The organism is Aeromonas sp. R10-2, from assembly GCF_040908445.1.
In the GTDB taxonomy this organism is placed as follows: domain Bacteria; phylum Pseudomonadota; class Gammaproteobacteria; order Enterobacterales; family Aeromonadaceae; genus Aeromonas; species Aeromonas veronii.
The window spans coordinates 37,034-60,253 of the sequence record NZ_JBFODS010000010.1 but is presented as its reverse complement, the minus strand read 5'-3'; the positions used below and the strand labels follow the sequence as shown (position 1 = coordinate 60,253).

Annotated in this window: 20 protein-coding genes; 9 read left to right on the top strand and 11 right to left on the bottom strand. The window is 59.9% G+C overall.

All coding sequences use genetic code 11. From position 1 onward, the window contains the following. Positions 1-63 precede the first annotated feature (63 nt). Entirely contained in the window at positions 64-420 is a 357-nt protein-coding gene (locus AB5Y97_RS01255; protein WP_201947447.1) for an MliC family protein, read from the top strand. A gap of 57 nt (positions 421-477) precedes the next feature. Here AB5Y97_RS01255 and AB5Y97_RS01250 read toward each other — a convergent pair whose 3' ends face one another. From AB5Y97_RS01250 to nrdD, 4 genes are all read right to left on the bottom strand, one after another. Then, on the bottom strand, positions 478-870 hold the full coding sequence (locus AB5Y97_RS01250) for a TonB family protein (RefSeq protein ID WP_201947445.1): 393 nt from the start codon (positions 868-870) through the stop codon (positions 478-480). A 176-nt stretch (positions 871-1,046) separates the two neighbouring features. Further along, entirely contained in the window at positions 1,047-1,217 is a 171-nt protein-coding gene (locus tag AB5Y97_RS01245; RefSeq protein WP_005338440.1) for a YqaE/Pmp3 family membrane protein, read from the bottom strand. 64 nt (positions 1,218-1,281) lie between these two features. Then, entirely contained in the window at positions 1,282-1,791 is a 510-nt protein-coding gene (gene nrdG, locus AB5Y97_RS01240; protein WP_201947548.1) for an anaerobic ribonucleoside-triphosphate reductase-activating protein, read from the bottom strand. Positions 1,792-1,921: 130 nt separating this feature from the next. Next, positions 1,922-4,039 carry an anaerobic ribonucleoside-triphosphate reductase gene (gene nrdD, locus AB5Y97_RS01235; protein WP_201947444.1) on the bottom strand — a complete coding sequence of 706 codons (2,118 nt, stop codon included), beginning with the start codon at positions 4,037-4,039 and terminating at the stop codon, positions 1,922-1,924. A 444-nt stretch (positions 4,040-4,483) separates the two neighbouring features. Here nrdD and AB5Y97_RS01230 point away from each other — a divergent pair, with 444 nt between their 5' ends. Beyond that, positions 4,484-5,458, top strand: coding sequence for an ABC transporter substrate-binding protein (locus tag AB5Y97_RS01230; RefSeq protein ID WP_005338444.1), 975 nt, complete (start codon positions 4,484-4,486; stop codon positions 5,456-5,458). Between the two features lie 81 nt (positions 5,459-5,539). Here the strand turns inward: AB5Y97_RS01230 and ligA are convergent, their stop codons facing one another. From ligA to AB5Y97_RS01215, 3 genes are all read right to left on the bottom strand, one after another. Beyond that, entirely contained in the window at positions 5,540-7,546 is a 2,007-nt protein-coding gene (gene ligA / locus AB5Y97_RS01225) for an NAD-dependent DNA ligase LigA (protein ID WP_368157140.1), read from the bottom strand. A 99-nt stretch (positions 7,547-7,645) separates the two neighbouring features. Beyond that, on the bottom strand, positions 7,646-8,812 hold the full coding sequence (gene zipA / locus AB5Y97_RS01220; protein ID WP_368157139.1) for a cell division protein ZipA: 1,167 nt from the start codon (positions 8,810-8,812) through the stop codon (positions 7,646-7,648). A 15-nt stretch (positions 8,813-8,827) separates the two neighbouring features. Further along, complete coding sequence (locus tag AB5Y97_RS01215; protein WP_368157137.1) at positions 8,828-12,202, bottom strand: AAA family ATPase; 3,375 nt, start codon at positions 12,200-12,202, stop codon at positions 8,828-8,830. A gap of 213 nt (positions 12,203-12,415) precedes the next feature. On the opposite strand from AB5Y97_RS01215, the gene cysZ reads away from it, so the two are divergent. Continuing rightward, entirely contained in the window at positions 12,416-13,180 is a 765-nt protein-coding gene (gene cysZ / locus AB5Y97_RS01210; protein WP_100654293.1) for a sulfate transporter CysZ, read from the top strand. Positions 13,181-13,326: 146 nt separating this feature from the next. Then, positions 13,327-13,941, top strand: coding sequence for a trimeric intracellular cation channel family protein (locus AB5Y97_RS01205; protein ID WP_005338456.1), 615 nt, complete (start codon positions 13,327-13,329; stop codon positions 13,939-13,941). Between the two features lie 84 nt (positions 13,942-14,025). Here the strand turns inward: AB5Y97_RS01205 and AB5Y97_RS01200 are convergent, their stop codons facing one another. The 4 genes from AB5Y97_RS01200 to AB5Y97_RS01185 form a co-directional block, all read right to left on the bottom strand. Continuing rightward, a complete protein-coding gene (locus tag AB5Y97_RS01200; RefSeq protein WP_043818905.1) occupies positions 14,026-14,277 on the bottom strand; it encodes a lipoprotein in 252 nt (83 codons plus the stop codon). Positions 14,278-14,324: 47 nt separating this feature from the next. Further along, complete coding sequence (locus AB5Y97_RS01195) at positions 14,325-14,870, bottom strand: DUF882 domain-containing protein (protein WP_005338458.1); 546 nt, start codon at positions 14,868-14,870, stop codon at positions 14,325-14,327. Between the two features lie 165 nt (positions 14,871-15,035). Continuing rightward, complete coding sequence (locus tag AB5Y97_RS01190; RefSeq protein ID WP_005358830.1) at positions 15,036-16,520, bottom strand: murein L,D-transpeptidase; 1,485 nt, start codon at positions 16,518-16,520, stop codon at positions 15,036-15,038. Between the two features lie 92 nt (positions 16,521-16,612). Beyond that, the gene (locus tag AB5Y97_RS01185; protein WP_335853654.1) at positions 16,613-17,377 is read right to left on the bottom strand and encodes a transporter substrate-binding domain-containing protein; all 765 of its coding nucleotides are present in this window, start codon (positions 17,375-17,377) and stop codon (positions 16,613-16,615) included. A 316-nt stretch (positions 17,378-17,693) separates the two neighbouring features. Between AB5Y97_RS01185 and AB5Y97_RS01180 the strand changes: the two genes are divergently transcribed. The 5 genes from AB5Y97_RS01180 (at position 17,694) to AB5Y97_RS01160 (ending at position 23,188) form a co-directional block, all read left to right on the top strand. Further along, entirely contained in the window at positions 17,694-18,239 is a 546-nt protein-coding gene (locus AB5Y97_RS01180; RefSeq protein WP_041202288.1) for a hypothetical protein, read from the top strand. 55 nt (positions 18,240-18,294) lie between these two features. Then, positions 18,295-19,314: a glycosyltransferase family 2 protein gene (locus AB5Y97_RS01175; protein ID WP_201947433.1), complete on the top strand. Its 1,020-nt coding sequence runs from the start codon at positions 18,295-18,297 to the stop codon at positions 19,312-19,314. Beyond that, the gene (locus tag AB5Y97_RS01170; protein WP_005338463.1) at positions 19,311-19,682 is read left to right on the top strand and encodes a GtrA family protein; all 372 of its coding nucleotides are present in this window, start codon (positions 19,311-19,313) and stop codon (positions 19,680-19,682) included. Before AB5Y97_RS01175 ends, AB5Y97_RS01170 begins: the two co-directional genes overlap by 4 nt. Beyond that, a complete protein-coding gene (locus tag AB5Y97_RS01165) occupies positions 19,682-20,848 on the top strand; it encodes a hypothetical protein (protein WP_005338464.1) in 1,167 nt (388 codons plus the stop codon). The genes AB5Y97_RS01170 and AB5Y97_RS01165 overlap by 1 nt, the downstream gene beginning before the upstream one ends. Before the next feature lie 228 nt (positions 20,849-21,076). Continuing rightward, positions 21,077-23,188 carry an alpha-amylase gene (locus tag AB5Y97_RS01160; RefSeq protein ID WP_368157134.1) on the top strand — a complete coding sequence of 704 codons (2,112 nt, stop codon included), beginning with the start codon at positions 21,077-21,079 and terminating at the stop codon, positions 23,186-23,188. Positions 23,189-23,220: the final 32 nt, after the last annotated feature.

The following is a 23,220-nucleotide window of genomic DNA, read 5'->3' as shown; positions in this document are numbered from 1 at the left end:
TGATTGCACAATAACGGCAACCTGTTAGGCTCACGCCCGTATGACACCAATGGAGCTGTAATCATGAATAAGGTACATATGATGGCCGCTGGTGCGCTGGCCCTCGGCCTGCTCGCTAGCTGCAATCAGGGCAATACCCTCTCAGTCACTGGTGGCGAACCGGTCAGTTATCAGTGCGAGCAGGGCAAGAAGGTGCAGGTGCGCTACTTCTCCCTCTCCGACGAGAGCCTCAACTTTATCAAGCTGTCACTGCCGGACGGCAAGGATTACACCCTGCCCCAAGCCGTCTCGGCCTCCGGTGCCCGCTATACAGACGAACATGAGGCCGTTTGGTGGAACAAGGGGGATGAGGGCTTTGTCGAGCTTCGGGATCAGGATGGCGAGTGGCAGACCGCCTACAACGACTGCAAACAGCAATAAACGTGACCCCGGCCTGGCCGGGGTCTCTCTTTACTCTGGCATCAGAGTGGTGGGGGATCAGTTGATCTCGATCTCGAAGCGGTTGGTCACCTCGACCGGAATGGCATCCGGGTTGCCCTCTGCCGGGCTGTAGCGGATCCGCGAGAGGGTCGCCAGCGCGCTCTGTTCCAGCTCGCCGGGGGGCTCGGCCGCCACCACTTCCGGCTTGACCGGCGTGCCGCTGGCGTTGATTTGATAGCGAACTTCCACATACCCCTTGACCGGTTTGGCTGGCAGGGCTGGCTCGTCATTGCCAAGCCATGACCACTGCTTCTCCTGAACCCAGTAGCTGGACAACTGCTCGAGAGGGATAGCGATCGGAGCGCGCTCGTGCGCTACCTCCTGACGGGATGAGCACCCCAGCAACAGTGTCACTGCCAGACCTGACCATACTGCGACTTTCCACTTCATGTAACGCTCCTTGTTCTCTGCCGGTGCTTGTTGCCGGACTGCAGGGCGCTCAACGCGGCCCGCTTGGTCAGTCACCCATCCTAACGAAAAAGTATTCGTATGAACATGAACAAAAGGGCCAACCCCGAGAGGTTGGCCCTTTTATCGTCAATAAGCTCACTAACCAGCCGCTGGCATCAGCCGCGCTTGTCGCTCACCACCAACCAGAGCGCATGCACCATGCCCGGCAGACCGCCCATCAGGGTCAGCACTATGTTGATTAAAAAGTGCAGGCTAAAGCCCACCTGGATAAACGCGCACACAGGGGGCAGGAAAATGGCCAGCAGGATCTTGAGCAGATTGTTCATCTCGGCTCTCCTTTTCAAAAATGTCGTCAGGATTGGAATGGGCTAACCATAAACATCCCGGACTTCAACTGCAAACCAGACAGGGAATTCGCTCACCCGCATCACGCCAGGCGTTGAGGTCGTGGATCTGCTGATTACTGCTGCCACGCCAGAGCAGGCCCGGATCTGCCAACGCCTTTTCATACTTGCCATCCACCAGCACATCCAGCAGGGCGACCAGCTCGCGCTGGGCCTCTGACAGTTCGCCGAGCAGATAACCGGTCCAGCACCAGATATCCTTGCCCGGACACTCGGCGCGCACCCGTTTCACCAGCGCCAGCACGTGGGGCACGTTGGCCGGGTGGAGCGGATCGCCGCCGGAAAGCGACAGACCTCGCCGTTTGATCCGGCTGTCGTTGAGGTCGCTAATGATGCGATCGCTCATCGCCTCATCGAACGGCTTGCCGCCATCGAGCCGCCAGGTGCTCTGGTTGTAGCAACCCGGGCACTGATGCTCACAACCGGAGACAAACAGGGTGGCACGGGTGCCGGGGCCGTTAATCACATCGACCGGGTAGTATTGGTGGTAGTGCATCATCTCTCTCTATTACGGCCCCCTCATCCCCGACCCTTCTCCCGCGAGGGGAGAAGGGAGCAAAGCAGCGCAAACAGTACATCGGCCGGTTCCCTCTCCCCTTGGGAGAGGGCTAGGGTGAGGGCTCGGCTTACATATGTTTGACGCGGCGCTTCACCTCTTCCTGCTTGCCCGCATTGAAGGGGCGCGCATCCGGGCTGCCGAGGTAGCCGCAGACACGGCGGGTCACCGACACCTTGGCCGGATCGTGGTTGCCGCAGCGCGGGCAAGTAAAGCCCTTGGAGGTACATTCGAACTCACCGGTAAAGCCGCAGTCGTAGCACTCGTCGATGGGAGTGTTGGTACCGTAGTAGGGCACCTTGTCATAGCTGTAATCCCAGACGTTCTCCAGCGCTTCCAGATTGTGCTGGATGTTGGGGTACTCGCCGTAGCAGATGAAGCCGCCGCTGGCGATGGGCGGATAGGGCGCCTCGAAGTCCAGCTTGTCGTACGGGTTGACCTGCTTCTCCACATCGAGGTGGAAGCTGTTGGTGTAGTAACCCTTGTCGGTCACACCGGATACCACGCCAAACTCCTTGGCATCGATGCGGCAGAAACGGGTGCAGAGGTTCTCGCTCGGGGTGGAGTAGAGGCTGAAACCGTAGCCAGTCTCCTCTTTCCACTCATCGATGGCTGCCCTGAGACGGGCGATGATGGCGATGGCCTTCTGTTGCAGCTCGGCGCTGTCAAACAGGTGCACTTTGTCACCAAACAGGGCGTTGATGGTCTCGTGAACCCCGATATAACCGAGGGAAATGGAGGCTCGACCGTTCTTGAAGATCTCGCTGACGTTGTCGTCCGCCTTGAGGCGCACGCCGCAAGCCCCTTCCATATAGAGGATCGGTGCGACCCGCGCCTTGACGCCATCCAGACGGGTGATGCGGTACATCAGCGCCTTCTTGGCGACCCGCAGGGAGGCATCGAGACGATCCCAGAAGTCCGCTTCGTCACGGGATTTCAGGGCAATGCGCGGCAGGTTGAGGCTCACCACACCCAGGTTGTTGCGACCTTCGTGGATAAGCTCGCCATTCTCCTCGTAGGCACCGAGGAAGGAGCGGCAACCCATGGGGGTCTTGAAGGAGCCGGTCACTTTCACGACCTGGTCGTAGTTGAGGATGTCCGGATACATCCGCTTGGAGGCACACTCCAACGCCAGCTGCTTGATGTCGTAGTTGGGATCGCCCTGCTTGTGGTTGAGGCCATCCTTGATGGCGAACACCAGTTTCGGGAACACGGCAGTCTTCTTGTTCTTGCCAAGGCCAGCGATACGGTTGCTGAGGATGGCGCGCTGGATCATCCGCGACTCCCAGCTGTCCCCCAAGCCAAAGCCGAAAGTGACGAACGGCGTCTGACCGTTGGCGGTGTGCAGGGTGTTGACCTCGTACTCCAACGACTGGAAGGCGTCGTAGCACTCTTTCTCGGTGCGAGCCATGGCGTAGGCTGCCACATCGGCAATGCCCCACTCTTCGGCCACTTCACGGTGTTTCTGCCAGCTGATGGTCACATAGGGGGCCAGCACTTCGTCGATGCGGTTGATGGTGGTGCCGCCATAGATGTGGCTCGCCACCTGAGCGATGATCTGGGCGGTCACGGCCGTGGCGGTGCTGATGGATTTCGGGGTATCGATCTCCGCATTGCCCATCTTGAAGCCGTGGGTCAGCATCCCTTTCAGATCGATCAACATGCAGTTGAACATCGGGAAGAAAGGCGAGTAGTCGAGATCGTGGAAGTGCAGATCACCGCTCTCGTGGGCCTGAACCACATCACGGGGCAGCATGTGGCTGGTGGCATAGTGCTTGGCGACGATACCGGCCAGCAGGTCGCGCTGGGTCGGGATCACCTTGGAGTCTTTGTTGGCATTCTCGTTGAGCAGGGCTGCATTGGTCTGCTCAACCAGACCGCGGATCTCCTGCGCCAGACGGCCGCGCGCCTCGCGAGCCTGATCCCTGTCGTGACGATATTCGATATAGGCACGGGCGATGGCCTTGTCGTCGGAAGCCATCAGGAGGTTTTCGACCCGGTTCTGGATCTCGTGGATATCAACTTCACCACGCCCTTCCAGCTCCTGACTCACCGCATTGGCAATGCGGGAGGCGAGTGCCGGATTGGCCTGATTGACCGCTTCCGCCGCACGGCTGACCGCATCGCTAATCAGCTGGGCATTGAATGGTGCGCGACATCCGTCACGTTTGATCACAACCGGTTTCATGGATTTTCCCCGTTAAAAGGCCAGGCATTTGCCTCTGGCTCACCCTTGTTGGGCCCCCCTCCCGGCATCTCGTCCTGGACGCAAATAAATTCAGCCGAGGCTTGACAAGCCTGGGCTGAAGATAGGAGAGGAACAGCTTATACACAGCTTAATAACACAACATATAGGTATTAAAAACGAATGCATCCCTATATGTGGTGTCTATTAGGCACCAAAGCGAAGCCTCATTTCTTGATCCAGAACAGGTTTTTCAGCGAGCGGGACAGTTCACGACCAACCCAATAGAGCCCCATTCAAATCCAACCTCAAGCAGGGTGCGGGCTGGCGTCCGATCCGCCCACCCGGAAAAAATTGCCCCCCGCCGCACCGGTTTCGAGATGACAGCGCCAACCAACACGGCCCATACTGAACAAGAACTCTCTCCCCTTCGACAAGGGATAACCCATGCGCACCTCCCTGCTATTGCTACTGCTATCCACCCTCTCTCTGCCGCTCTGGGCCGCCAACATTCTGGTGATCAGCAGCTACCATCCCGAATACCTGTGGGACCAAAGCTACAACAAAGGGCTGCTCGATGGCTTGCAGGGTGAGCACAAGATCACCCACTTCTATATGGATACCAAACGCCATCCACGGGAGAAGTTCGACGAGATCGCCCAGCAAGCCATCGCCTTTTATCTGAAGAGCAAACCGGATCTGGTAGTACTGGGGGATGACAACGCCATCAACTATCTGGCCAACGAGATCGCCTCGCTGGGTACCCCGGTGGTCTTTCTTGGCATGAACGAGAATCCGCGCCTTAAGGGCTTTGTCGGCCACCCCAAGATCACCGGCGTGCTGGAACGCCCCCTGCTCAAGCGCAACATCAGCGAAATAAGCCAGATGATGGGGGGGCTCGACAAGGCACTGGTGCTGTTTGATTCCAGCAATGTGGCCCTCACCGCCATCGAGGATGAATTCAAGACCCAGACCGAGCTGCGGGTCGGTCAGACCCGGATCAACAGCCAGCTGATGGGGGATTACAGCCTCTGGCAGGAGGCGGTGCTCAACGCCAAGAAGAACGGCTATCAGGCAATCTTCCTCGGCCTCTACCACACGCTGGTCGATGACAATGGCAAGCATGTGAGCGAAAAGACGGTGTTGGAGTGGACCAGTGCCAACACGCCGGTGCCGCTCTTCTGTTTCTGGGAATTTACCGTCGGCAAGGGGATGGCCATCGGCGGGCTGGTGCTGGACGGCCACGATCAGGGGATACAGGCAGCCAGCCTCATCAACACCATTCTGGCGGGCACCCTGCCCCGTACCATCTCCCCGCGAGCGGCTTTACGCGGCGAATATGTCTTCAGCAAGAGCGAGCTGGCCCGCTGGCAGCTCACCGTGCCCGACAAATGGCGCCACAAGATCCTCTGGCGTGAGTAACCGCCGAAACAAAAAAGAGAACCCGGCCATGCCGGGTTCTCTTTTATCGGGTGCTGCGGTTAGCAGGCTTGGTGAGGACTATCAGCCCTGCAACGCCTGTTGCAGCTCCTCTTCGGTCCAGATGGTGATACCGAGCTCTTGTGCTTTGGTCAGCTTGGAACCGGCCGCTTCCCCCGCGACCAGCACATCGGTCTTGGCAGATACCGAACCCGCCACCTTGGCCCCCAGCGCCTGCAGCGCCGCCTTGGCGTCGTTGCGCGACAAGGTGGTCAGGGTGCCGGTCAGCACGAAGGTCTTGCCGGCAAAGGGTTGCTCCGCGGCCTCTTTCTTCTCGATAGCCGGCCAGTGGATGCCGGCAGCCAGCAAGGCCTCCAACACCTCCACGTTGTGGGGCTGACGCAGGAAGTAGTAGACATGCTTGGCCACCACATCGCCCACGTCAGCCACTTCGAGCAGTTGCTCCACCGATGCAGCGCGCAGGGCATCCAGGGTGAGGAAGTGGTTGGCAAGGTTGAGCGCAGTCGCCTCCCCCACTTCGCGGATCCCCAGAGCAAACAGGAAGCGCGGCAAGGTGGTACTACGCGCAGCATCGATGGCGGCTACCAGATTGAGGGCCGATTTTTGCCCCATCCGCTCAAGACCGGCCAGCTGGATGGCGTTGAGGCTGAAGAGATCGGCGGGAGTCTTCACCAGCCCCTTGTCTACCAGCTGCTCGACAATCTTGTCGCCAAGGCCGTCCACATCCATGGCGCGACGGGCGGCGAAGTGCTTGATCGCCTCCTTGCGCTGCGCCTCGCAGAACAAGCCACCGGAGCAGCGGGCAACAGCCTCTCCTTCCAGCCGCTCCACTGCCGAGCCACAGACCGGGCACTCAGTCGGGAAGAGAATTTCGCGCGCATCAACAGGGCGTTGAGCCTCCACCACGGCGACGATCTGCGGGATCACATCCCCCGCACGGCGCACGATCACGGTATCGCCAATCATCACGCCAAGGCGCTCGATCTCGTCAGCGTTGTGCAAGGTGGCGTTGGAGACGGTCACGCCGCCGACAAACACAGGTTTAAGCTTGGCTACCGGGGTCACGGCGCCGGTGCGGCCGACCTGAAACTCGACGTTCTCAAGCTCTGTCATCTCTTCCTGGGCCGGGAACTTGTGAGCGGTCGCCCAGCGCGGGGCGCGAGCCACAAAGCCCAGTTCCTCCTGCAGGGCGATGGCATCCACCTTGTAGACCACGCCATCGATCTCGTAGGGGAGCTCGCCACGACGGGCTAGAATGTCGTCGTGGAACGCCTGACAACCGGTGGCCCCCTCTTTGAGCTTCACCTCTGGACTAAGCGGCAGCCCCCACGCTTTGAGCTGGTTGAGACGACCGAAGTGGGAGTCGCCCAACTGCTCGCCCCCCACCCCCACGCCATAGGCGTAAAAGCTCAGGGGGCGGCTGGCTGTGATGCGCGAGTCAAGCTGACGCAGGCTGCCAGCAGCGGCATTGCGCGGGTTGACGAATACCTTCTCGCCCGCTGCCAGTGCCTTGGCGTTCATCGCCTCAAAACCGGCCTTGGGCATAAAGACTTCGCCACGCACCTCCAGCCGATCGGGCCAGCCAGAGCCCCGCAATGCGAGCGGAATGGCCTTGATGGTACGCACGTTCTCGGTGATCTCCTCACCGGTGGCGCCATCGCCCCGGGTGGCCGCCTGCACCAGCTGACCATCCACATAGAGCAGGCTCACCGCCAAGCCGTCGAGCTTGGGCTCGCAGCAGAAGGTGAAACGCACGTCACGCTTGAGGCGATCGCTCATCCGTTGTTCGAACGCCTGCAACTCTTCGCTGCTAAAGACGTTGTCCAGACTCAGCATGGGGATCTCGTGGCGCACCTGACTGAACGCTGTCAGCGGCTGGCCGCCGACCCGCACGCTGGGTGACGCCGGTGTTTTCAGCTCGGGATGCTCGGCCTCCAACGCAATCAGTTCGCGCATCAGGCGATCGTATTCGGCATCCGGCACTGTGGGGTTATCCAGCACATAGTACTGGTGACCATATTCGGTAAGCAGTTCACACAATTGACGGTGGCGGGAGAGGATATCGCTCATGAAAAAGTCTCGAAGTGTGATTGAACATACGGCCGGGGTAGAAACAAAAATGCGGTACCAGGGTACCGCACTTTTTCTTCACTCGACCCGCATGGCGTATTAGTCGCGACTGGCCTCGTAGGCAGCCAGCTCGTGACGGTAACGGGCAATGGTCTCGTCGCTCAGCGGGCTGCGATCCATATCTGTCAGCATGGCATCGAGATCGCTGGCCAGCTGATCGGCAGCCTGCAGCATGTCCTCGAAGGCAAACGCGGCATTGCTGCGCAGCGGCAGTTGCATGAACAGGGAGACACCCGGCGTAGTGAACTGTTCCATCCGGTACGGGTTGAAGGTACCCGGCTTGACCATATTGATCATGGAGAAGAGCACTTCACCCTTGCCGTTGGGATCTTCGTGACGGTGGAAAATATCCATCTCGCCAAACTTGAAGCCGAGCGCCATCAGGGATGAGAGCAGGGTCGCACCTTGCAAGTCGTGACCCGGACGGCCCATCAGGTTGATGACATAGACATCCTGCCAGATCTTCTCGACCGGCTGGGGCGCCATGCGCGGCTCTTCCACCACAGGTGCAGGCGCCACATAGGCTGGCTCTTCATAAACAGGCTCGGGAGCCACATGACGTGGCTGCGGCTGATATTCCGGCTCGGGAGCTCGCACCGGCTCGGCACGCACGGTGTCAGCGGTACGGACTGTCTCTGCACGGGCACCGAAGGTCGGGGCAGTCGCGTAGGCGGGCTCGACCAGCGGCTCGTCGTCCAGCGACTGCATCATGGGCTCGCGCTGGGGACGGGAACGGTAGACCGGGGTACGACGATTGACCTGAGCAGGTTTGCGCACCGGCGCGGCGGGCGCCTCGTCGATCTCCTCGGGCAGCGGTTCGTCGAACGCTTCCTCTTCATAGACAGGAGGCGGCGGAACCGGGCGGGCAGCAGGCTTGCGCACTACGGGCGGCGGCAGATCGTCCTCGTCATCTTCATCATCAAAGGCGGGGATGGCAGGGCGACGACCGAGTTCCGGCTGGCGGCTCTCTTCACTGCGCAGCTTGGGCTCGGCACGACGGCCACCACTGACCACACGTACCTGGCCGATGCCATCGCTGTCGAAGGCGTCGTTATCACGATCCCGCGACTTGGAGTCCATCCGTCCAATCGGTTTCTCTTTGATCGGTGCCTGACGATTCTTTTTGTTGCTCCACAACCCGTGAATGAGCAATGCCGCAATAGCAATACCGCCCAGGGCAACCAAGATGTAACGCAATTCCTGCATTAGCTGCTTCTCTTTCTAGTTTTGCTCAGCCAAAGCGACGGCTTCACCGATATCGACCGACACAATGCGAGAAACCCCGGGCTCTTGCATCGTGACGCCAACCAGCTGCTCAGCCATCTCCATGGAGACCTTATTATGACTGATGTAAACGAACTGTACTGTGCTCGACATCTCTTTGACAAGAGAACAGAAGCGACCGACGTTCACTTCATCGAGCGGTGCATCCACCTCATCCAGCAGACAAAAAGGTGCTGGGTTGAGTCTGAAGATGGCAAAAACCAGCGCAAGCGCGGTTAACGCCTTCTCCCCCCCGGAAAGCAGGGCAATGGTAGCATTCTTCTTACCCGGAGGTCTCGCCATGATGCTCACTCCGGCCTCCAAAAGATCATCGGAGGTAAGCTCAAGCCAGGCACTGCCCCCACCGAACACTTTTGGAAACAGGGATTTTAAATCTTCGTTGACCTTATCGAAAGTGTCCCGGAACCGTATTTGTGTCTCTTTATCAATTCTTTTAATGGCTTGGCTCAAGGTTTCCAGCGCTTGCTCGAGATCCTGGCACTGATTTTCAAGATAGGTTGCCCGGGTTTTCGCCTCTTCGTACTCCTCCAGCGCCGCCAGGTTGATGGCGCCGAGCGCCTCCACTTGCGCCTCCAGAGTCTGGATCTCCTGCCGCAGCTTGCTGCGATCAGCGGCGATCAGCACCGCCTGATCGAGATCCACCAGTCGAACCCCCAACTCTTCGAACTGCTCGTGCAGCCCTTGTCGACGGGTGAGGTTGCGTTCGCGCTCAAGGCGCAGGGTTGCCAGCTTCTCTTGCAACGTCACCAGCTGCTTGTGATCGGCACTTCTGGCCTGCTCCAGCTCACCCAACAGGCGCTCCAGCTCCGCAAGCCGTTGATGGCAGGCGAGCTGCTGCGCCTCCAGATTGCGCTGCTCGGCAAGCAGGGGCGCCAGATCCGGCACGGCCTCGCTATCCGGCCCTTTCAGCCCGGCCAGCTCCAGGCCGAGCCTCGCCAACTCCTCTTCGCCCAAGGTAATGAGTTGGCGCAGATTGCCCAACTCCAGTTGCAAACGCTGGCAGGCCGCTTGCTGCTGCTCGCGGCGCACACGGGCCTCGTCAACCGCCCGCTCGCAGCGGGTCAGCAGCTCCTGCGCGAGCTGCAACCCTTGTGTCAGCGGCTCCCCCTGCTCCTGCAACTCGGCAAGGCGCGCCTCATCAAGTTCCAGTTGTTCACGAGCGCTGGCCAGTCGCTCTGCCTCTTCGGCCTGCTCCTGATCGAGCCGGCTCAGCTCTTCGCCAAGCTGACCGAGCCGCTGCAACCGCTCCTGCCGCTGACCCTGTTGCAGGCTCCAGGCTTCGCGCAGTTGTTGCCATTTCTGCTCTTGCTCGCGCAAGGTTCGCTGCGACAACTCCTGCGCACTGGCAAGCTGGGCACGCCGGGCATCGGCAGCCACAAGTTGCTCGCTCAGCTGTGCCAGCCCCGCGGCAACCTTCTCCTGCTCGGTATGCAACCGCTCACGCTCACCCAGCAGCGCCATGGTGCCAAGCGCCGCGCCCTGTCCCAAATCTGCCCAGTTTGGCCCCAGCCAGTCGCCAGCAGGAGTCAGTACCGACTCACCGGCCGCAAGGCTTGGCTGGCGGGCCAATGCTGCCTCCCGGCTCTCCACCAGCCAGATGGCATTGAGGAAGGCAGGAATGTGCTCGCCGCCCAGTTGCGCCGCCAGGGTACCGGCAACCGCCGGTTGCGCCGGGCCAATCCAGAGCCCCTCTTGCATCAGATCGCACTCGTCCGCCGGCGTTGCGGTGAGCCAGCGACCCAGCACCTTGTCGAGTGCCTGTGCCCACTCGGGGGCAACCTGCAGTCGATCCGCCAGGGTCGCCCCCTCCATCTGTTCGCCGAGGATCTGATCTAGGGTCGCCAGCCGCGCCTCCAACTCCCGCTGCAGGCTCAACTGCTGGCCATGCTGCTGCTTGAGTTGTTCATGGGCGTCGACCGCCTGCGCCAGCTGCTCGGTCAGCTCGCCATTGGCAGCCCTCGTCAGCTCCAGCTCACCACTCAGGGCATCGAGGGCCGGTTGCAGATCGTCGGCCTCTGTGCCGAGGGGGCCAGCGCGTTCATCTTCCAGCTTGAGGCGCGCCAGCCGGGTCTTGGCTTGCAGCTCCTGCAAACCACCCAACCGGGTACGGGTCTGATTGAGTTGCCCCTGCACCCCGGCCAACTGTTGCTGCCACTGCTGCTGGCGCAAGCGGGCTTGTTCCAGTTGCTCGCTGGCGTGCTGGCGAGCCTCCTGCTGCTCGGTAATCAACTGCTCACACTGCTCCAGCCGAGCGCTCTCCTGCTCAGCGCGCAATACCCCTTCGGTCAGTTGATCCTGCTGGCTGGCCAGCTGCGCCTTGCGGGTGGCAATCCGCTCGCCCAGCGCCTCTGCACGGGCCTGCCAGTCGCGCCCCAGTTCACTCTGGTGCAGTTGCTGCTGTTCGAGACGGGCGATGGCCTGCCCGCCGAGAAAAATCTGTTGCTGACGGCTCGCCTGCTCGGCTTGCGCCTCTTGTCTGGCGACCGACAGGGTGACGTGGCGCCCCTCATCGGCGGTACGCTTGGCATCGAGCGCCGCCAGCGCCTGCTCGGCATGTGCCAGTTCGGTTTTGGCCTCGCCAAGGCGCGTCTCCAGCGCCCACAACTCGGAGCCAATCAGCTCGGCGCGAGCGGCGCGCGAACGACTCTTGAGCTGTTTGTAGCGTTCGGCGGTTTCGGCCTGGGCTTTGAGGTGCTCAAGGCGCGAACCCAGCTCGCCGCGAATATCGCCGAGGCGCTCTAGGTTCTCCTGAGTGTGGCGAATGCGCTGCTCGGTCTCGCGGCGCCGCTCCTTGTAACGGGATACCCCGGCGGCCTCTTCCATAAAGAGCTTGAGATCGGCCGGGCGCGACTCCACCAGTCGGCTGACAGTGCCCTGCTCGATAATGGCGTAGCTGCGGGGGCCAAGACCGGTGCCGAGGAAGAGGTCGGTCACATCCTTGCGGCGGCACTTCTGGCCGTTGATCTGATAGTGGTTGGAGCCGTCGCGCAGCACTTCGCGGCGCACCGAAATCTCGGTAAAGCGGCCGAACTCGCCGGGCACCCGGTTGTGGGGATTGTCGAACACCAGCTCGACCGAGGCGCGCCCGTGCGCACTGCGATTGATAGAGCCGTTGAAGATGACATCGGTCATGTTCTCGCCGCGCAGATGACGGGCGGAGCTCTCCCCCAACACCCAGCGCACCGCGTCGATGACGTTGGATTTGCCACAGCCATTGGGGCCCACCACGGCGGTCATGTCTGCCGACAGTTCGATGCGGGTCGGCTCGACGAACGACTTGAAGCCGGCGAGTTTGATCAGTTTCAGACGCATGGCGACCTGTATCAGTGGCTAAATAAAGAGGAGGCGGGCAGGCGATTTTACCAAATCCAGACCCGGCTTTGTTTGTAATATGCAGGCATCATCCCCATTCATGCCCGACTTTTGGTCGCCGCGGCACGAAATAAGGAATAGTCGGCGACTTTACCAAATCAAAGGCTTGTTTGTAATATGCTGGCAGTTCTCCCATGCATAGATGGAGCTCACATGAGCCAATCACCCCATATGGTCAAAGATTCAATCAGCGGTGCAGACTACTTTCTGCGCGGGTTTTCCCTTATTCGCCAACCGGGCATCCGCACCTTTGTGCTGATCCCCCTGCTGGTCAACTTCGTGCTGTTTGCCGGGGCCTTCTATGCCCTGCTGCTGCAACTGGACGGCCTGTTCGCCTGGCTCCACCAGCAGATCCCCGCCTGGCTCGACTGGCTGGACTACCTGCTGTGGCCCATCGCCCTCATCACCATACTGGTGGTCTTCTCCTTTATCTTCAGCTCGGTTGCCAACTGGGTAGCCGCCCCCTTCAACGGCCTGCTGGCGGAGAAGGTGGAGCAGATCCTCACCGGTCAGCCCGCCAATGACGGCGGCATGCTGGATATCGTCAAGGATGTGCCACGCACCTTCGGCCGCGAATGGACCAAGCTGAAGTATTACCTGCCCAAGGCCATTGGCTGCCTGATCCTGTTCCTGATCCCGGTGGTGGGCCAGACCCTGGCGCCGGTGCTCTGGTTCCTGTTCAGCGCCTGGATGATGGCGATCCAGTATGTGGATTATCCGTTCGACAACCACAAGATCGACTTCATCACCATGCGTGACGCCTTGAAGCAACGCCGTGGCAAGTGCCTCAGCTTCGGCGCTTTGGTGACCCTCTTCTCCGCCATTCCGGTGGTGAACCTCTTCGTGATGCCGGTCGCCATCTGTGGCGCCACCGCCATGTGGGTCGATCACTACCGGCAGGAGCAGTTGGGGCGCTAACCCTTGAACATTGATTAGAAAAAGGCACCCGAAACGGTGCCTTTTTCGCATTTAGCATGAATTAAATTAATGCATGCATTCGATAGCTTGTCCCATATGACACGAGTTGGTAGGATTCTGGCCTTTCTCGTTCCCTGGGATATCTCATGTTACATGCACTCTTCTTGGTGGGCCTGGTGGCCGAAGGGATGACCGGCGCGCTGGCCGCGGGTCGGCGACGGATGGATCTGTTTGGTGTGGTGATCATCGCCTCGGCGACGGCCATCGGTGGTGGCACCATCCGCGATGTGCTGCTCGGCCACTATCCGCTGCTCTGGATTGAACATCCGGAATATGTGCTGCTGGTTGCCGCAGCCGCGATGGCGGGTGTGGTCTCCGCCCCCCTGATGCGCTATCTCGGCAAGCTGTTCATGGCCCTCGATGCCCTGGGGCTGGTGGTCTTCTCCATCTTCGGTGCGGCCCGAGCGCTGGATATGGGCCACGGCGCCGGTATTGCCTGCATCATGGCGGTGGTGACCGGGGTCTTTGGCGGGGTGCTGCGGGATCTGCTCTGCCAACGCATTCCGCTGGTGTTTCGTCGCGAGCTCTATGCAGCCATTTCGCTGATCACCGCAGCGCTTTACTGTCTGGCGCTGGATCAGGGCTTGCCGACCAACTGGGCGGCGTTCGGTTCTATCGGAATTGGCTTTGTCCTGCGGCTGCTGGCGGTTCGCTTCAAGTGGGGTCTGCCTACCTTCAACTACCAGTACGCGACCCACTGAGTACGCCAGCTTCTGGCGAGTCGGGTTGGATTGCGAGCAACAAAAAAGCGCCCAAGCGGCGCTTTTTCATGGACGTTCTACGACTCAGTTAATCCCTTCCGAGCTGAAGAAGGTCGCCTTGTCGGCGATAAAGCGGATCTTGATGTTCTTCCCTTCCCCGCCCCAGAGGCAGCTGGTGGTGCCCAGCGCATCATCACAGCGCTCCGCCTTGCCCAGAATGGTGCTGGCCTCGGCGTAACTCATCCCCATCTTCAACTGGTCGTAATTTTCACGGTTGAGCTTGCTGCAACCGGTCAACAACAGGGCGATCAGGCCGCCAATCACTATCTTGTTCATCGCAATCTCCTCTCTGGTGGGAAGAGCTTGGCAGTTTGCCAACCCCTTTACCAGCTGCGCACCGGGCCGGTATCGAGGTGAACGAAGTTGTCACGAGGATAGTAACCAACCCCACCCACCTTGAGCTGGAGCGCCGCCTTGCGCAGATGGGCCAGCTGTACGCCGGGGATCCGCACATCCACCGCCTGCCCCAGGGTGTGGTAGCTGTGCTTGGCCACGCCGCGGCTCTTGTGGCGCTTTTGGCGATTTGTGGCCGGGGCGCGATAGCCGGAGATCAGCTGAATTTCGCTGCGCCGACCCAGCTTGTGCTGCAACAGAAACAGCTGATCAAACAGCTTCTTGTCGATGTTGAACACTTCATTGCGCCGGTAATCGCGGAAGATGTGGTTGAGCTCGGCCAACCCGTCGCTCAGATAGTGGCCGTTTTCCCAATAGCTGGCGCGCACCCGCTCGCCGGTATTGAGATTGAAGAAACTGAGTTCACGCCCGGTGGTACTGCGGCTGGCCAGTGCAGGGAAGGAGATCAGCGAGCTGCCCAGCAGGCAACCGGCTCCCAGCAACAGGCGACGTCGACTTATCTCTTGTTCCAGCATAAGGGGTTCGTCCATCGCAGATTCAAGCGAAAAATAGTTGAATAAGATCACTGATTGAATGTGATACAGGCGCTTGAAACTACCCTCCGGCGGGGGGCCCTGTCAAACCACAATCGCCCATAGAAAAGCCCGGCACAGGCCGGGCTTTTCACTCTGTGGCAGGGATCACAGCAGGCGGCTCTGGAAGCTGACCCGATCAAATCCGTAGATGTCATTGCGCAGTTGCTGGCGACCATTTTCGTCGATCCAGCTGCTCCAGTAGACGGTAAAGACCGGGATCGGCGTGGTGAGCGGCAACCATTTGGTCTGGCTCTCCTTGAGGATATTGGCCACCTTGTCCGGCTGATAGCGGGAGTCCGCCAACAACAGCTCGGCCAGATCGTCCGCATGTTCCACCCGGATGCAACCCGAACTGAAGGCGCGCGCCCCCTGCTCGAACAGCGCCTTGCGCGGGGTGGAGTGCAGATAGATGGCGTCATTGTTGGGCAGGTAGAACTTGTAGCGCCCCAGAGCATTGTGATCCCCCGGCTTTTGCCGCAGGCGATAGGGGAAACCGGCGGCCAGCGCCTGATGCCACCCCTCTTCGGTGAACTGGACCGGATTGCCCTCGCTGTCGATCACCTCGAACTGCTCACGACTCAGGTATGCGGGATCGCGACCCAGCTTGGGCAGAATGTCCTTGCTCAAGATCGAGCGCGGCACATGCCAGGAGGGGTTGAGCACGATGGAGCGAATTTCGCTGGCGAGGATGGGCGTGGCACGCTGCTCCTTGCCGACGATGACCCGGCTGGTAAACACCTCGTTGCCGGACTCCACCACACTCAGGCGGTAGTCGGGAATATTGACCAACACGTAGCGGCCACCGGCGAGTTGATCCACAAGATCGCGACGCCACAGGTTGCGCAGCAGCAGGCTGGCGCGCACTTGCGGGCCGGTATTGAGCCAGGAGCGGGTCTGACGACCGATAATGCCGTCCGCGGTGAGACCATGACGACGCTGGAACTGCTTGATGGCCTGCTCGGTATCACCATCGTAAATCTGATCACCATGGCTCGGGGCGCTGTCGCCCAGCTCGTTGAGCATGGCGCGGATTTGGCCGAGCTCGGCGGAGCTCTCTCCGGCACGCAGGGTCGGCATATCGAGGGTTGGCCACTTGCTGGCCATCGGCATTGCCAGCAGTTTGTGCACTTTGGCCCGCACCGCCTCGTATTCCGCCACCTGAGGGCGCAGGGATTTCACCTGGGTGAGCAGGTCATCATCGCTGGGTTGGGTCACTACAGGGCGGTTCAAATCGAGCTTGAGGGTCTTCATCTGCTCGCGCGAGACCAGATCCATCCCCCGCCAGGCGTGCTGGAAACGGCTCAGCTTGGTAAAAATGTCGTCATAGATGGCACCACGCTTGTCTGCAGGGGTGGCCTGCAGACGCTTCCACAGCGTGAAAAAATCGGGATGCAGCTGGGCAAGCACAGCCTCTTGCAACTGCTGCTCCAGCTCGACACGGGCCTGTTCGGCCTGACTGCCCTGATACCAGTCGTGTCCGGTTTCACTGGCCGCCACCACGACTTGTGCTTCGGTCGCATGTACCGCGCCAGCGGGCAAACATCCCAGCCACACCAGATTGGCAAGGGCCAGCCAATACTTCATCCCCATGGGTACCTCAAAACGGTTTGTTCACTCTGTCGGGCCTGACAAGCAGACCCGATGCTCAGGCCGCTCATGATGCGTGAACGGCCAATACTTTGCTAGCGCCCGGGGGCATAACGCTGCCAGATAATGTCATACGCATCTGTCTCCTTGAACCGCGCCAACGCCTGATTGAATTGTTGCAAGAACTGCGGCGAAAAGCTGCGCTTGCCCAACATAAAGAAGCTTGGCGATTCAGATACCACCATGGGGTGACTGGTGAACAGACCGCTCATCCCCTCCTTGTTAAGGGCGCTGGGGGTAGCCAGCATGTCACCGAGGAAACCGTCGATCCGCCCGCGGGCCAGCTTCTCAAAATTTTGCTGGTCGCTCACCGCACTCACCTGTTTGGCATAGCGAGCGAGCAGCGACATCACTTCATCGCCATAGAAGTACTCTTTGGTGACGCCGAGGGAGTAACCACTGGCCAGCCAGCTCGCCAGATCCTGCTCGGGATAGTGGCTGCCCTTGCGGATCCACAGCAAGGTGCGCCCCGGGTTGTAGGAGTCGGAAAACCAAGCATAACGAGCGCGCTCATCATTGATATTCGCCTCCATCGCCATGTCTATCTCGCCATGCTCCATTTCGTGCAGTACCCGCTTCCAGGGCAGCTCCACATAATGGACCTTGCAGTGCATGGAAGTGAGCACTGCCGTCAGCACCTCGGCGGCATAACCGCGCACCTCTTGCGGTGAGTCGGCTTCGTAATAATGGTAGGGGGGCCAGTTATCGTAACCGACCTGAATGGGCTCGGGACACAGGGCCTTGGCCAATGCCATTGGCGCCCATAATCCAAGCAGCAGACAGCAAGAGATCCACTTCATATGTCATCCTTGACGAATAAGTGAGTCATCATAAATCGCCCCCTGCAAAATGGCGATAGAAGCCAGATGACTATCGCATCCGCTAGAAAATGACGCAGCAAAGCTCTGCTATTTGCCAAATACCTTGCCGGAGCACCATTGGCAACCGGCGCCCCGCCAGACCTGTTTAACCGGGAAACAGCAACGTTTGGAACAGGGGTAAAAAGGGGTTAATATGTGACCAAATATTTTTTTGTGATCCACTATGCTTTTTTTGCAATTGGATTAGCATATGCGCGACATCGGCCTACCCATTCTGTCAGGCATAGAGAGTGATATGACGTACAAAAAGTTCGGTTTTTTGACTGCCATTCTGGCGTTAAGCGGTTTTTATCTTTACACCCTCTATCTGGCTGCTCACCCCAACGTGAGCCTGGCCTACAAACTCTATTATCTGGAAGGCAAGACCCGCTTCTGGGAACACAACTCCAGCATGACCTATCAGCCGGGTAACGAGCTCAATCTGACCAAGCCGAGCCGCTTCCTCTCCAGCGAAGGCTGGGCCAAGAAGCCGAGCGACGAAGGTACCCTGCTCAGCGGTCAGGGCGGTCTCTACTTTGTGCTGCCCAAGCAGGCGGCCAATCCGGATCAGCTCACCGTACAGGCCCGCATCAACAGCCCGGAAGCCGGTGCTCTGTTGAAAGTGGCGCTGGGTCACGACTTCACCACCACGGTGAAACTGGCCAAAGCGGGCATCAACGAAATCCGCCTCAGTCTGCCCGGTGACTCGCTCACGGCAGATCCCAAGCGCCCCAATTTTCTGGCGCTCTCGGCACCTACTCCCATCAATGTGCAGTCGGTACGTTTGACCGTAGCCCAGTGATCCTTGCCCCGAATACCATTTTATAAAAACAACTATCCCAAATAAGGACGTTCTTATGTCGCATCCAGATTTTCGACTCTCTCTGGTCGTTCCCGTTTACAACGAGGAAGAGAGCATCGATGCCTTCATCAACGCGATAGACAACGAACTGGCCCCGCTGAAAGACCAGCTTGAAATTGTATTCGTCAACGATGGCAGCCGTGACCGCACCCGTGAAGTGGTCGAGCAGGCCATCGCCCGCGATCCGCGCGTAACCCTGGTCAACCTGGCACGCAACTTCGGTAAAGAAGCGGCCCTGACCGCCGGTCTGCATCAGGCCAAAGGGGATGCCATCGTGCCGATGGACGTGGATCTGCAAGACCCGCCCGCCCTGATCCTGGAGTTCGTCAAACTGTGGCAGACCGGTGACTATGACACCGTCTACGGCATCCGCGTCGATCGCAGTGCCGATACCCCGATGAAGCGCCTGACTGCCGGTGGCTTCTACCGCTTCTTCAACGCCCTCTCCACCAGCACCAAGCTGCCGGAGAACGCCGGTGACTTCCGCCTGATCGACCGTCGCGTGGTCGAGGCGATCAAGCTGCTGCCCGAGCGCAACCGCTTCATGAAGGGTCTGTTTGCCTGGGCCGGTTTCCGTGCCGTTGGCGTCCCCTACGAGCGCCCGGCCCGTCACGCCGGTGAAACCAAATTCAACTACTGGAAACTGTGGAACTTCGCGCTCGACGGTCTGCTCAGCTTCTCCAGCTGGCCGCTGCGGGTCTGGAGCTATGTGGGTGTCGGCGTCTCCTTCGTCGCCTTCCTCTACATCCTCAAGATCGTGACCCAGGTGGTTTTCTTCGGCATCGACGTGCCCGGTTACGCCTCCCTGATGTCCGTGGTGCTGTTCCTCGGCGGTATCCAGCTGTTGTCACTCGGCATCATCGGCGAGTACATCGGCCGCATGTTCGTGGAAGTGAAACAGCGCCCGGTCTACCTCATTGAAGGGGTCTATGGCCAGTATGCCAAGCAGGATGCGGCCAAACCGCAGAGCACAGAAAGCAATCCGCAAGAGCAGCAGGAGCAGGCGCCTCAATGATCTCCCGCGAGGAATTCTGGCGGCTGGTACGTTTCGGCTTTGTCGGCGGGGGGGCTACCCTCGTCGACCTTGGCACCTCCATCGCACTGTTTCATACCTGGCCCACCATCTCGGAGCACCTGGTTACCACACTGGCTTTTGCCATAGCGTTCTGGTTTTCCTTCTTTGGTCACCGCTACATCACCTTCCAGAAGCAGGGAGCCGCCAGCAAGTTTCTGCTGGTCGCCCTCTTCTCGCTTGCGGTGCGTAACCTGATCCTGAGCGGCCTGCTGTTTGCGGGGCTCTCCGGTCTGCTGCCGGTGGTCATCGCCACCCTGACCGTTACCGTCCTCACTTACGTTCTCTCTCGCGTCTGGGTTTTTGCCTGATGAATGATATGACCAATACTGCCCCGCTAACCGGGGCTGCACTCCCCTATCGCCCGTCACTACGCATCAGCGGTCGTGACTGGCTGATGATCATCGCTGCCTTCATGCTGAGCCGGGTGGCGCTGTATGGCATGGGCTACTTCGGTGTCCAGCTCTATGGTTCCCCCGACATAGGCCCGCTGCAGGCCTATTGTCAGTTCGACTGCGTCTGGTTCCAGCGCATCATCGAGAACGGCTACGATCTCTACCCGCGCTGGCTGAGCAAGGGCAATGCGGCCAACTGGGCCTTTATGCCGCTCTATCCGATGGTCTCCGGTGCCATCTCCAACCTGTTCAATGTCGAGAGCCTGATCGGCCTCATCATTGTTACCAATATCTCCTTCTTCGCCAGCCTGCCGCTGATGCTGCTGGTGTTGCGTCAGCTCAAGCTGGGGGACGATACCGCCCGCTTCGGCGTCTGGCTGCTCGCCTTCTCCCCCTTCTCCGCCTACTTCGTCTCCGGTTATACCGAGTCGACCTTTATGGCGCTGATGCTGGGGATGTTCCTGTTCGCCTATCGGGAGCAGTGGCTGATGGTGGCCGTGCTGGGGGTCTGTATCTCCGCCACCCGCAACCTGGGGGTGATGATGGTCTTCCCGGTGCTGATCCTGGCGCTGCAGGCCTACGGCTGGCGGGAATTTTTCCGCTTCACCGAGCGCGCCTTCAAGGTGGTGTTCACCCTCTGGATGATCCCGTTTGGCCTGTTTGCCTACATGGTCTACCTCTATCACCTGACCGGCGATGCCTTTGCCTTCAAGCACATTCAGGTGGCTTGGGGTCGCTATATGGACAGCCCGCTGGACTGGTGGCTGAGCGGTTTCGAGCTGGGTGGCCGCAAGGCTTACCTCTCCATCATGGTGATCTTCGGCTGGTGCCTGAACGGCTACCTGTTCAGCCAGAAACGCTGGGCTGAAGCGACCCTGATGTTCATCTGCTGCACCATCCCGCTGATGACCGGCCTCAACGCCATGCCGCGCTACATGTTCGGGCTCTACCCGACCCTGCTGGCCATCATTCTGCTGACCCATCGCTGGCCCGCCATCCGCCCTGCTGTGCTCTGCATCAGCGGCATGGTGGCCTCCTTCATCGCGGTGGCCTTCGTCAACTTCAAGTTCTTCACCGTCTGATGTGACGACGATGCCTGACACACCAAATGCCGGTCACCTGACCGGCATTTTTTATGGCCGCTATTTTTATCGACAGAGCGTCCCATCTCCTCTCCGTCACACTTTCCGCGGCTTGAAAACGTAACCATTTGAACTGATGTCACAAATCGGCATTTTGCCGATCCAAGGTGCGCTTTGCTGCTCCTAGAATGGGCCCTTGTCCGAACTGCCCTGCTCAAGGAATGGCTTATGCGTCGTGCTCAAAACTTATCCCCCCTCTTGCTAGCCCTGATGGCCGCCCCGCTGTTCACCCAACAGGCGATGGCCGCCCCCGAGGTTCACCTCTATGTGGATGGTCAGCCGGTGGCAACTCCGATCGCGCTGGACAAAGGGGCGGTCGAGCTGACCCACACCCTTGCCAAGGGGAGCCACCAGATCCGCATCAGCGACGCAAGCAACAGTTGCGGTACCAGCTTTGGCCCGAGCGAGAGCAAGCCGCTCCCCTTCGGCACCGCCCAACCCATGGACAAATGCAGCAAGGATCAAAGCTTTACCCTGCGGGTGATGCTGGCAGGGGAGTATCAGTTCACCTTCAACCCGGATACTCCCAGCCTCAAGGTGTTGCGGGCGACCAAGAAGAGCGAATTCAAACGCCAGCCACCAGAAGAGCCCTGCATCAGCTGGGATGGCGGCCCGGTCACTGTATCCCTGAAAGGGGTCTGGCCAGACGGTACCCGACTGAGGGATGCCTACTCAAAACAGGAGGCGGTGGTCAAACAGGGCAAACTGACCCTTACCCCGAGTAAAGAGAGCGGCGGCCTGCTGCTGCTCGAACCGGTCAAGGCAGCCAAGCCAGCACCGTTCAGCTGGGATCAGGCGAGCGTCTATTTCCTGCTGACCGATCGCTTCCACAACGGCGACCCGGCCAACGACCACAGCTTCGGCCGCCAGAAGGATGGTCAGGATGAGGTAGCCACCTGGCATGGCGGTGACTTCAAGGGGCTGACCGAGAAGCTCGACTACATCAAGAGCCTCGGCATGAACGCCATCTGGATCACCCCCATGGTGGAGCAGGTTCACGGCTTCATTGGTGGCGGCGAGCAGGGCAATTTCCCCTTCTACGCCTACCACGGCTACTGGGCGCTCGACTTCACCAAGATTGACCCCAACTACGGCGATGAAGAGAGCCTGAAAACCCTAGTGGACGAGGCCCACAAGCGCGGCATGCGGATCATCCTCGACGTGGTGATGAACCACGCCGGTTACGCCACCCTCGCCGACTTGCAAGATCTGGGGCTCACCGAGCTAACTCAGAACAGCAGCAAACTGCCGACCGTCTGGAACCAGTGGCGCCCGAGCGGTGGCCTCAACTGGCATGGTTACAACCAGTTCATCGACTATCAATCACCCGCGTGGAACAAGTGGTGGAGTGGTGACTGGGTGCGCGCCGGTCTGCCCGGCTACCCGCAGCCCGGCACCGACGATGTCACCGGCTCGGTGGCGGGGCTGCCGGACTTTCTGACCGAATCGACCAAACCGGTAGGGCTGCCGCCGTTGCTGGCCGCGAAAAAGGATACCCTCGCCAAGGCGCTACCCGACGCTACCGTAAGTGACTATCTCATCGCTTGGCACACCGACTGGGTGCGCCGCTTTGGCATCGACGGCTTCCGCGCCGACACCGTCAAGCATCTGGAGCCAGAGGTGTGGGCCAAGCTCAAGCAGGCGGGCACCGCTGCGCTCAAGGAGTGGAAGACTGCGAACCCGGGCAAGGCCCTCGACGATCTGCCCTTCTACATGGTGGGCGAGGTATGGGATCACGGGGTCGCCAAGGATTTCTGGTATCAGAACGGTTTCGATTCCCTGATCAACTTCGACTATCAGCGCGAGTTCGCACTGTCACAGGCCCAGTGCATGGCCAGCGCCGAGCCCACCTATACCAGCTACGCCAGCCGCATCAATCAGGATCCCGAGTTCAACGTGCTGAGCTACATCAGCTCCCACGACACCAAGCTGTTCTTTGGCGACTATCAGAATGTGCCGCTACAGCGCCGGGTCGCCAACAGCTTTATGCTGCTGCCGGGCGGCATCCAGCTCTACTATGGCGACGAGTCCGGCCGCGGGCTGGCCAAGGATGGCGGGGTGTTCGATCAAGGCTTGCGCTCGGACATGAACTGGCAGGATCTGGCTAACGGAGACAAGGCTGAGCTGGTCAAGCACTGGCAGCAACTGGGCCAGTTCCGCGCCGCCCATCCGGCCATTGCGGCAGGCAGCCACCGGAAACTCTCGGATGCCCCCTACGCCTTTGTGCGGGAGAAGGGGGATGACAAGGTGGTGGTGGTCTTTGCCGGCCGGCAGAAGTAACCCTTAAGCCACATTGACCAGCAGCAGAGAGG

Excerpts from the sequence above, each read along its gene's own strand:
- AB5Y97_RS01255 (WP_201947447.1), top strand. The coding sequence starts at position 64 with ATGAATAAGGTACATATGATGGCCGCTGGTGCGCTGGCCCTCGGCCTG.
- AB5Y97_RS01250 (WP_201947445.1), bottom strand. The coding sequence starts at position 870 with ATGAAGTGGAAAGTCGCAGTATGGTCAGGTCTGGCAGTGACACTGTTG.
- AB5Y97_RS01245 (WP_005338440.1), bottom strand. The coding sequence starts at position 1,217 with ATGAACAATCTGCTCAAGATCCTGCTGGCCATTTTCCTGCCCCCTGTG.
- nrdG (WP_201947548.1), bottom strand. The coding sequence starts at position 1,791 with ATGCACTACCACCAATACTACCCGGTCGATGTGATTAACGGCCCCGGC.
- nrdD (WP_201947444.1), bottom strand. The coding sequence starts at position 4,039 with ATGAAACCGGTTGTGATCAAACGTGACGGATGTCGCGCACCATTCAAT.
- AB5Y97_RS01230 (WP_005338444.1), top strand. The coding sequence starts at position 4,484 with ATGCGCACCTCCCTGCTATTGCTACTGCTATCCACCCTCTCTCTGCCG.
- ligA (WP_368157140.1), bottom strand. The coding sequence starts at position 7,546 with ATGAGCGATATCCTCTCCCGCCACCGTCAATTGTGTGAACTGCTTACC.
- zipA (WP_368157139.1), bottom strand. The coding sequence starts at position 8,812 with ATGCAGGAATTGCGTTACATCTTGGTTGCCCTGGGCGGTATTGCTATT.
- AB5Y97_RS01215 (WP_368157137.1), bottom strand. The coding sequence starts at position 12,202 with ATGCGTCTGAAACTGATCAAACTCGCCGGCTTCAAGTCGTTCGTCGAG.
- cysZ (WP_100654293.1), top strand. The coding sequence starts at position 12,416 with ATGAGCCAATCACCCCATATGGTCAAAGATTCAATCAGCGGTGCAGAC.
- AB5Y97_RS01205 (WP_005338456.1), top strand. The coding sequence starts at position 13,327 with ATGTTACATGCACTCTTCTTGGTGGGCCTGGTGGCCGAAGGGATGACC.
- AB5Y97_RS01200 (WP_043818905.1), bottom strand. The coding sequence starts at position 14,277 with ATGAACAAGATAGTGATTGGCGGCCTGATCGCCCTGTTGTTGACCGGT.
- AB5Y97_RS01195 (WP_005338458.1), bottom strand. The coding sequence starts at position 14,870 with ATGCTGGAACAAGAGATAAGTCGACGTCGCCTGTTGCTGGGAGCCGGT.
- AB5Y97_RS01190 (WP_005358830.1), bottom strand. The coding sequence starts at position 16,520 with ATGGGGATGAAGTATTGGCTGGCCCTTGCCAATCTGGTGTGGCTGGGA.
- AB5Y97_RS01185 (WP_335853654.1), bottom strand. The coding sequence starts at position 17,377 with ATGAAGTGGATCTCTTGCTGTCTGCTGCTTGGATTATGGGCGCCAATG.
- AB5Y97_RS01180 (WP_041202288.1), top strand. The coding sequence starts at position 17,694 with ATGACGTACAAAAAGTTCGGTTTTTTGACTGCCATTCTGGCGTTAAGC.
- AB5Y97_RS01175 (WP_201947433.1), top strand. The coding sequence starts at position 18,295 with ATGTCGCATCCAGATTTTCGACTCTCTCTGGTCGTTCCCGTTTACAAC.
- AB5Y97_RS01170 (WP_005338463.1), top strand. The coding sequence starts at position 19,311 with ATGATCTCCCGCGAGGAATTCTGGCGGCTGGTACGTTTCGGCTTTGTC.
- AB5Y97_RS01165 (WP_005338464.1), top strand. The coding sequence starts at position 19,682 with ATGAATGATATGACCAATACTGCCCCGCTAACCGGGGCTGCACTCCCC.
- AB5Y97_RS01160 (WP_368157134.1), top strand. The coding sequence starts at position 21,077 with ATGCGTCGTGCTCAAAACTTATCCCCCCTCTTGCTAGCCCTGATGGCC.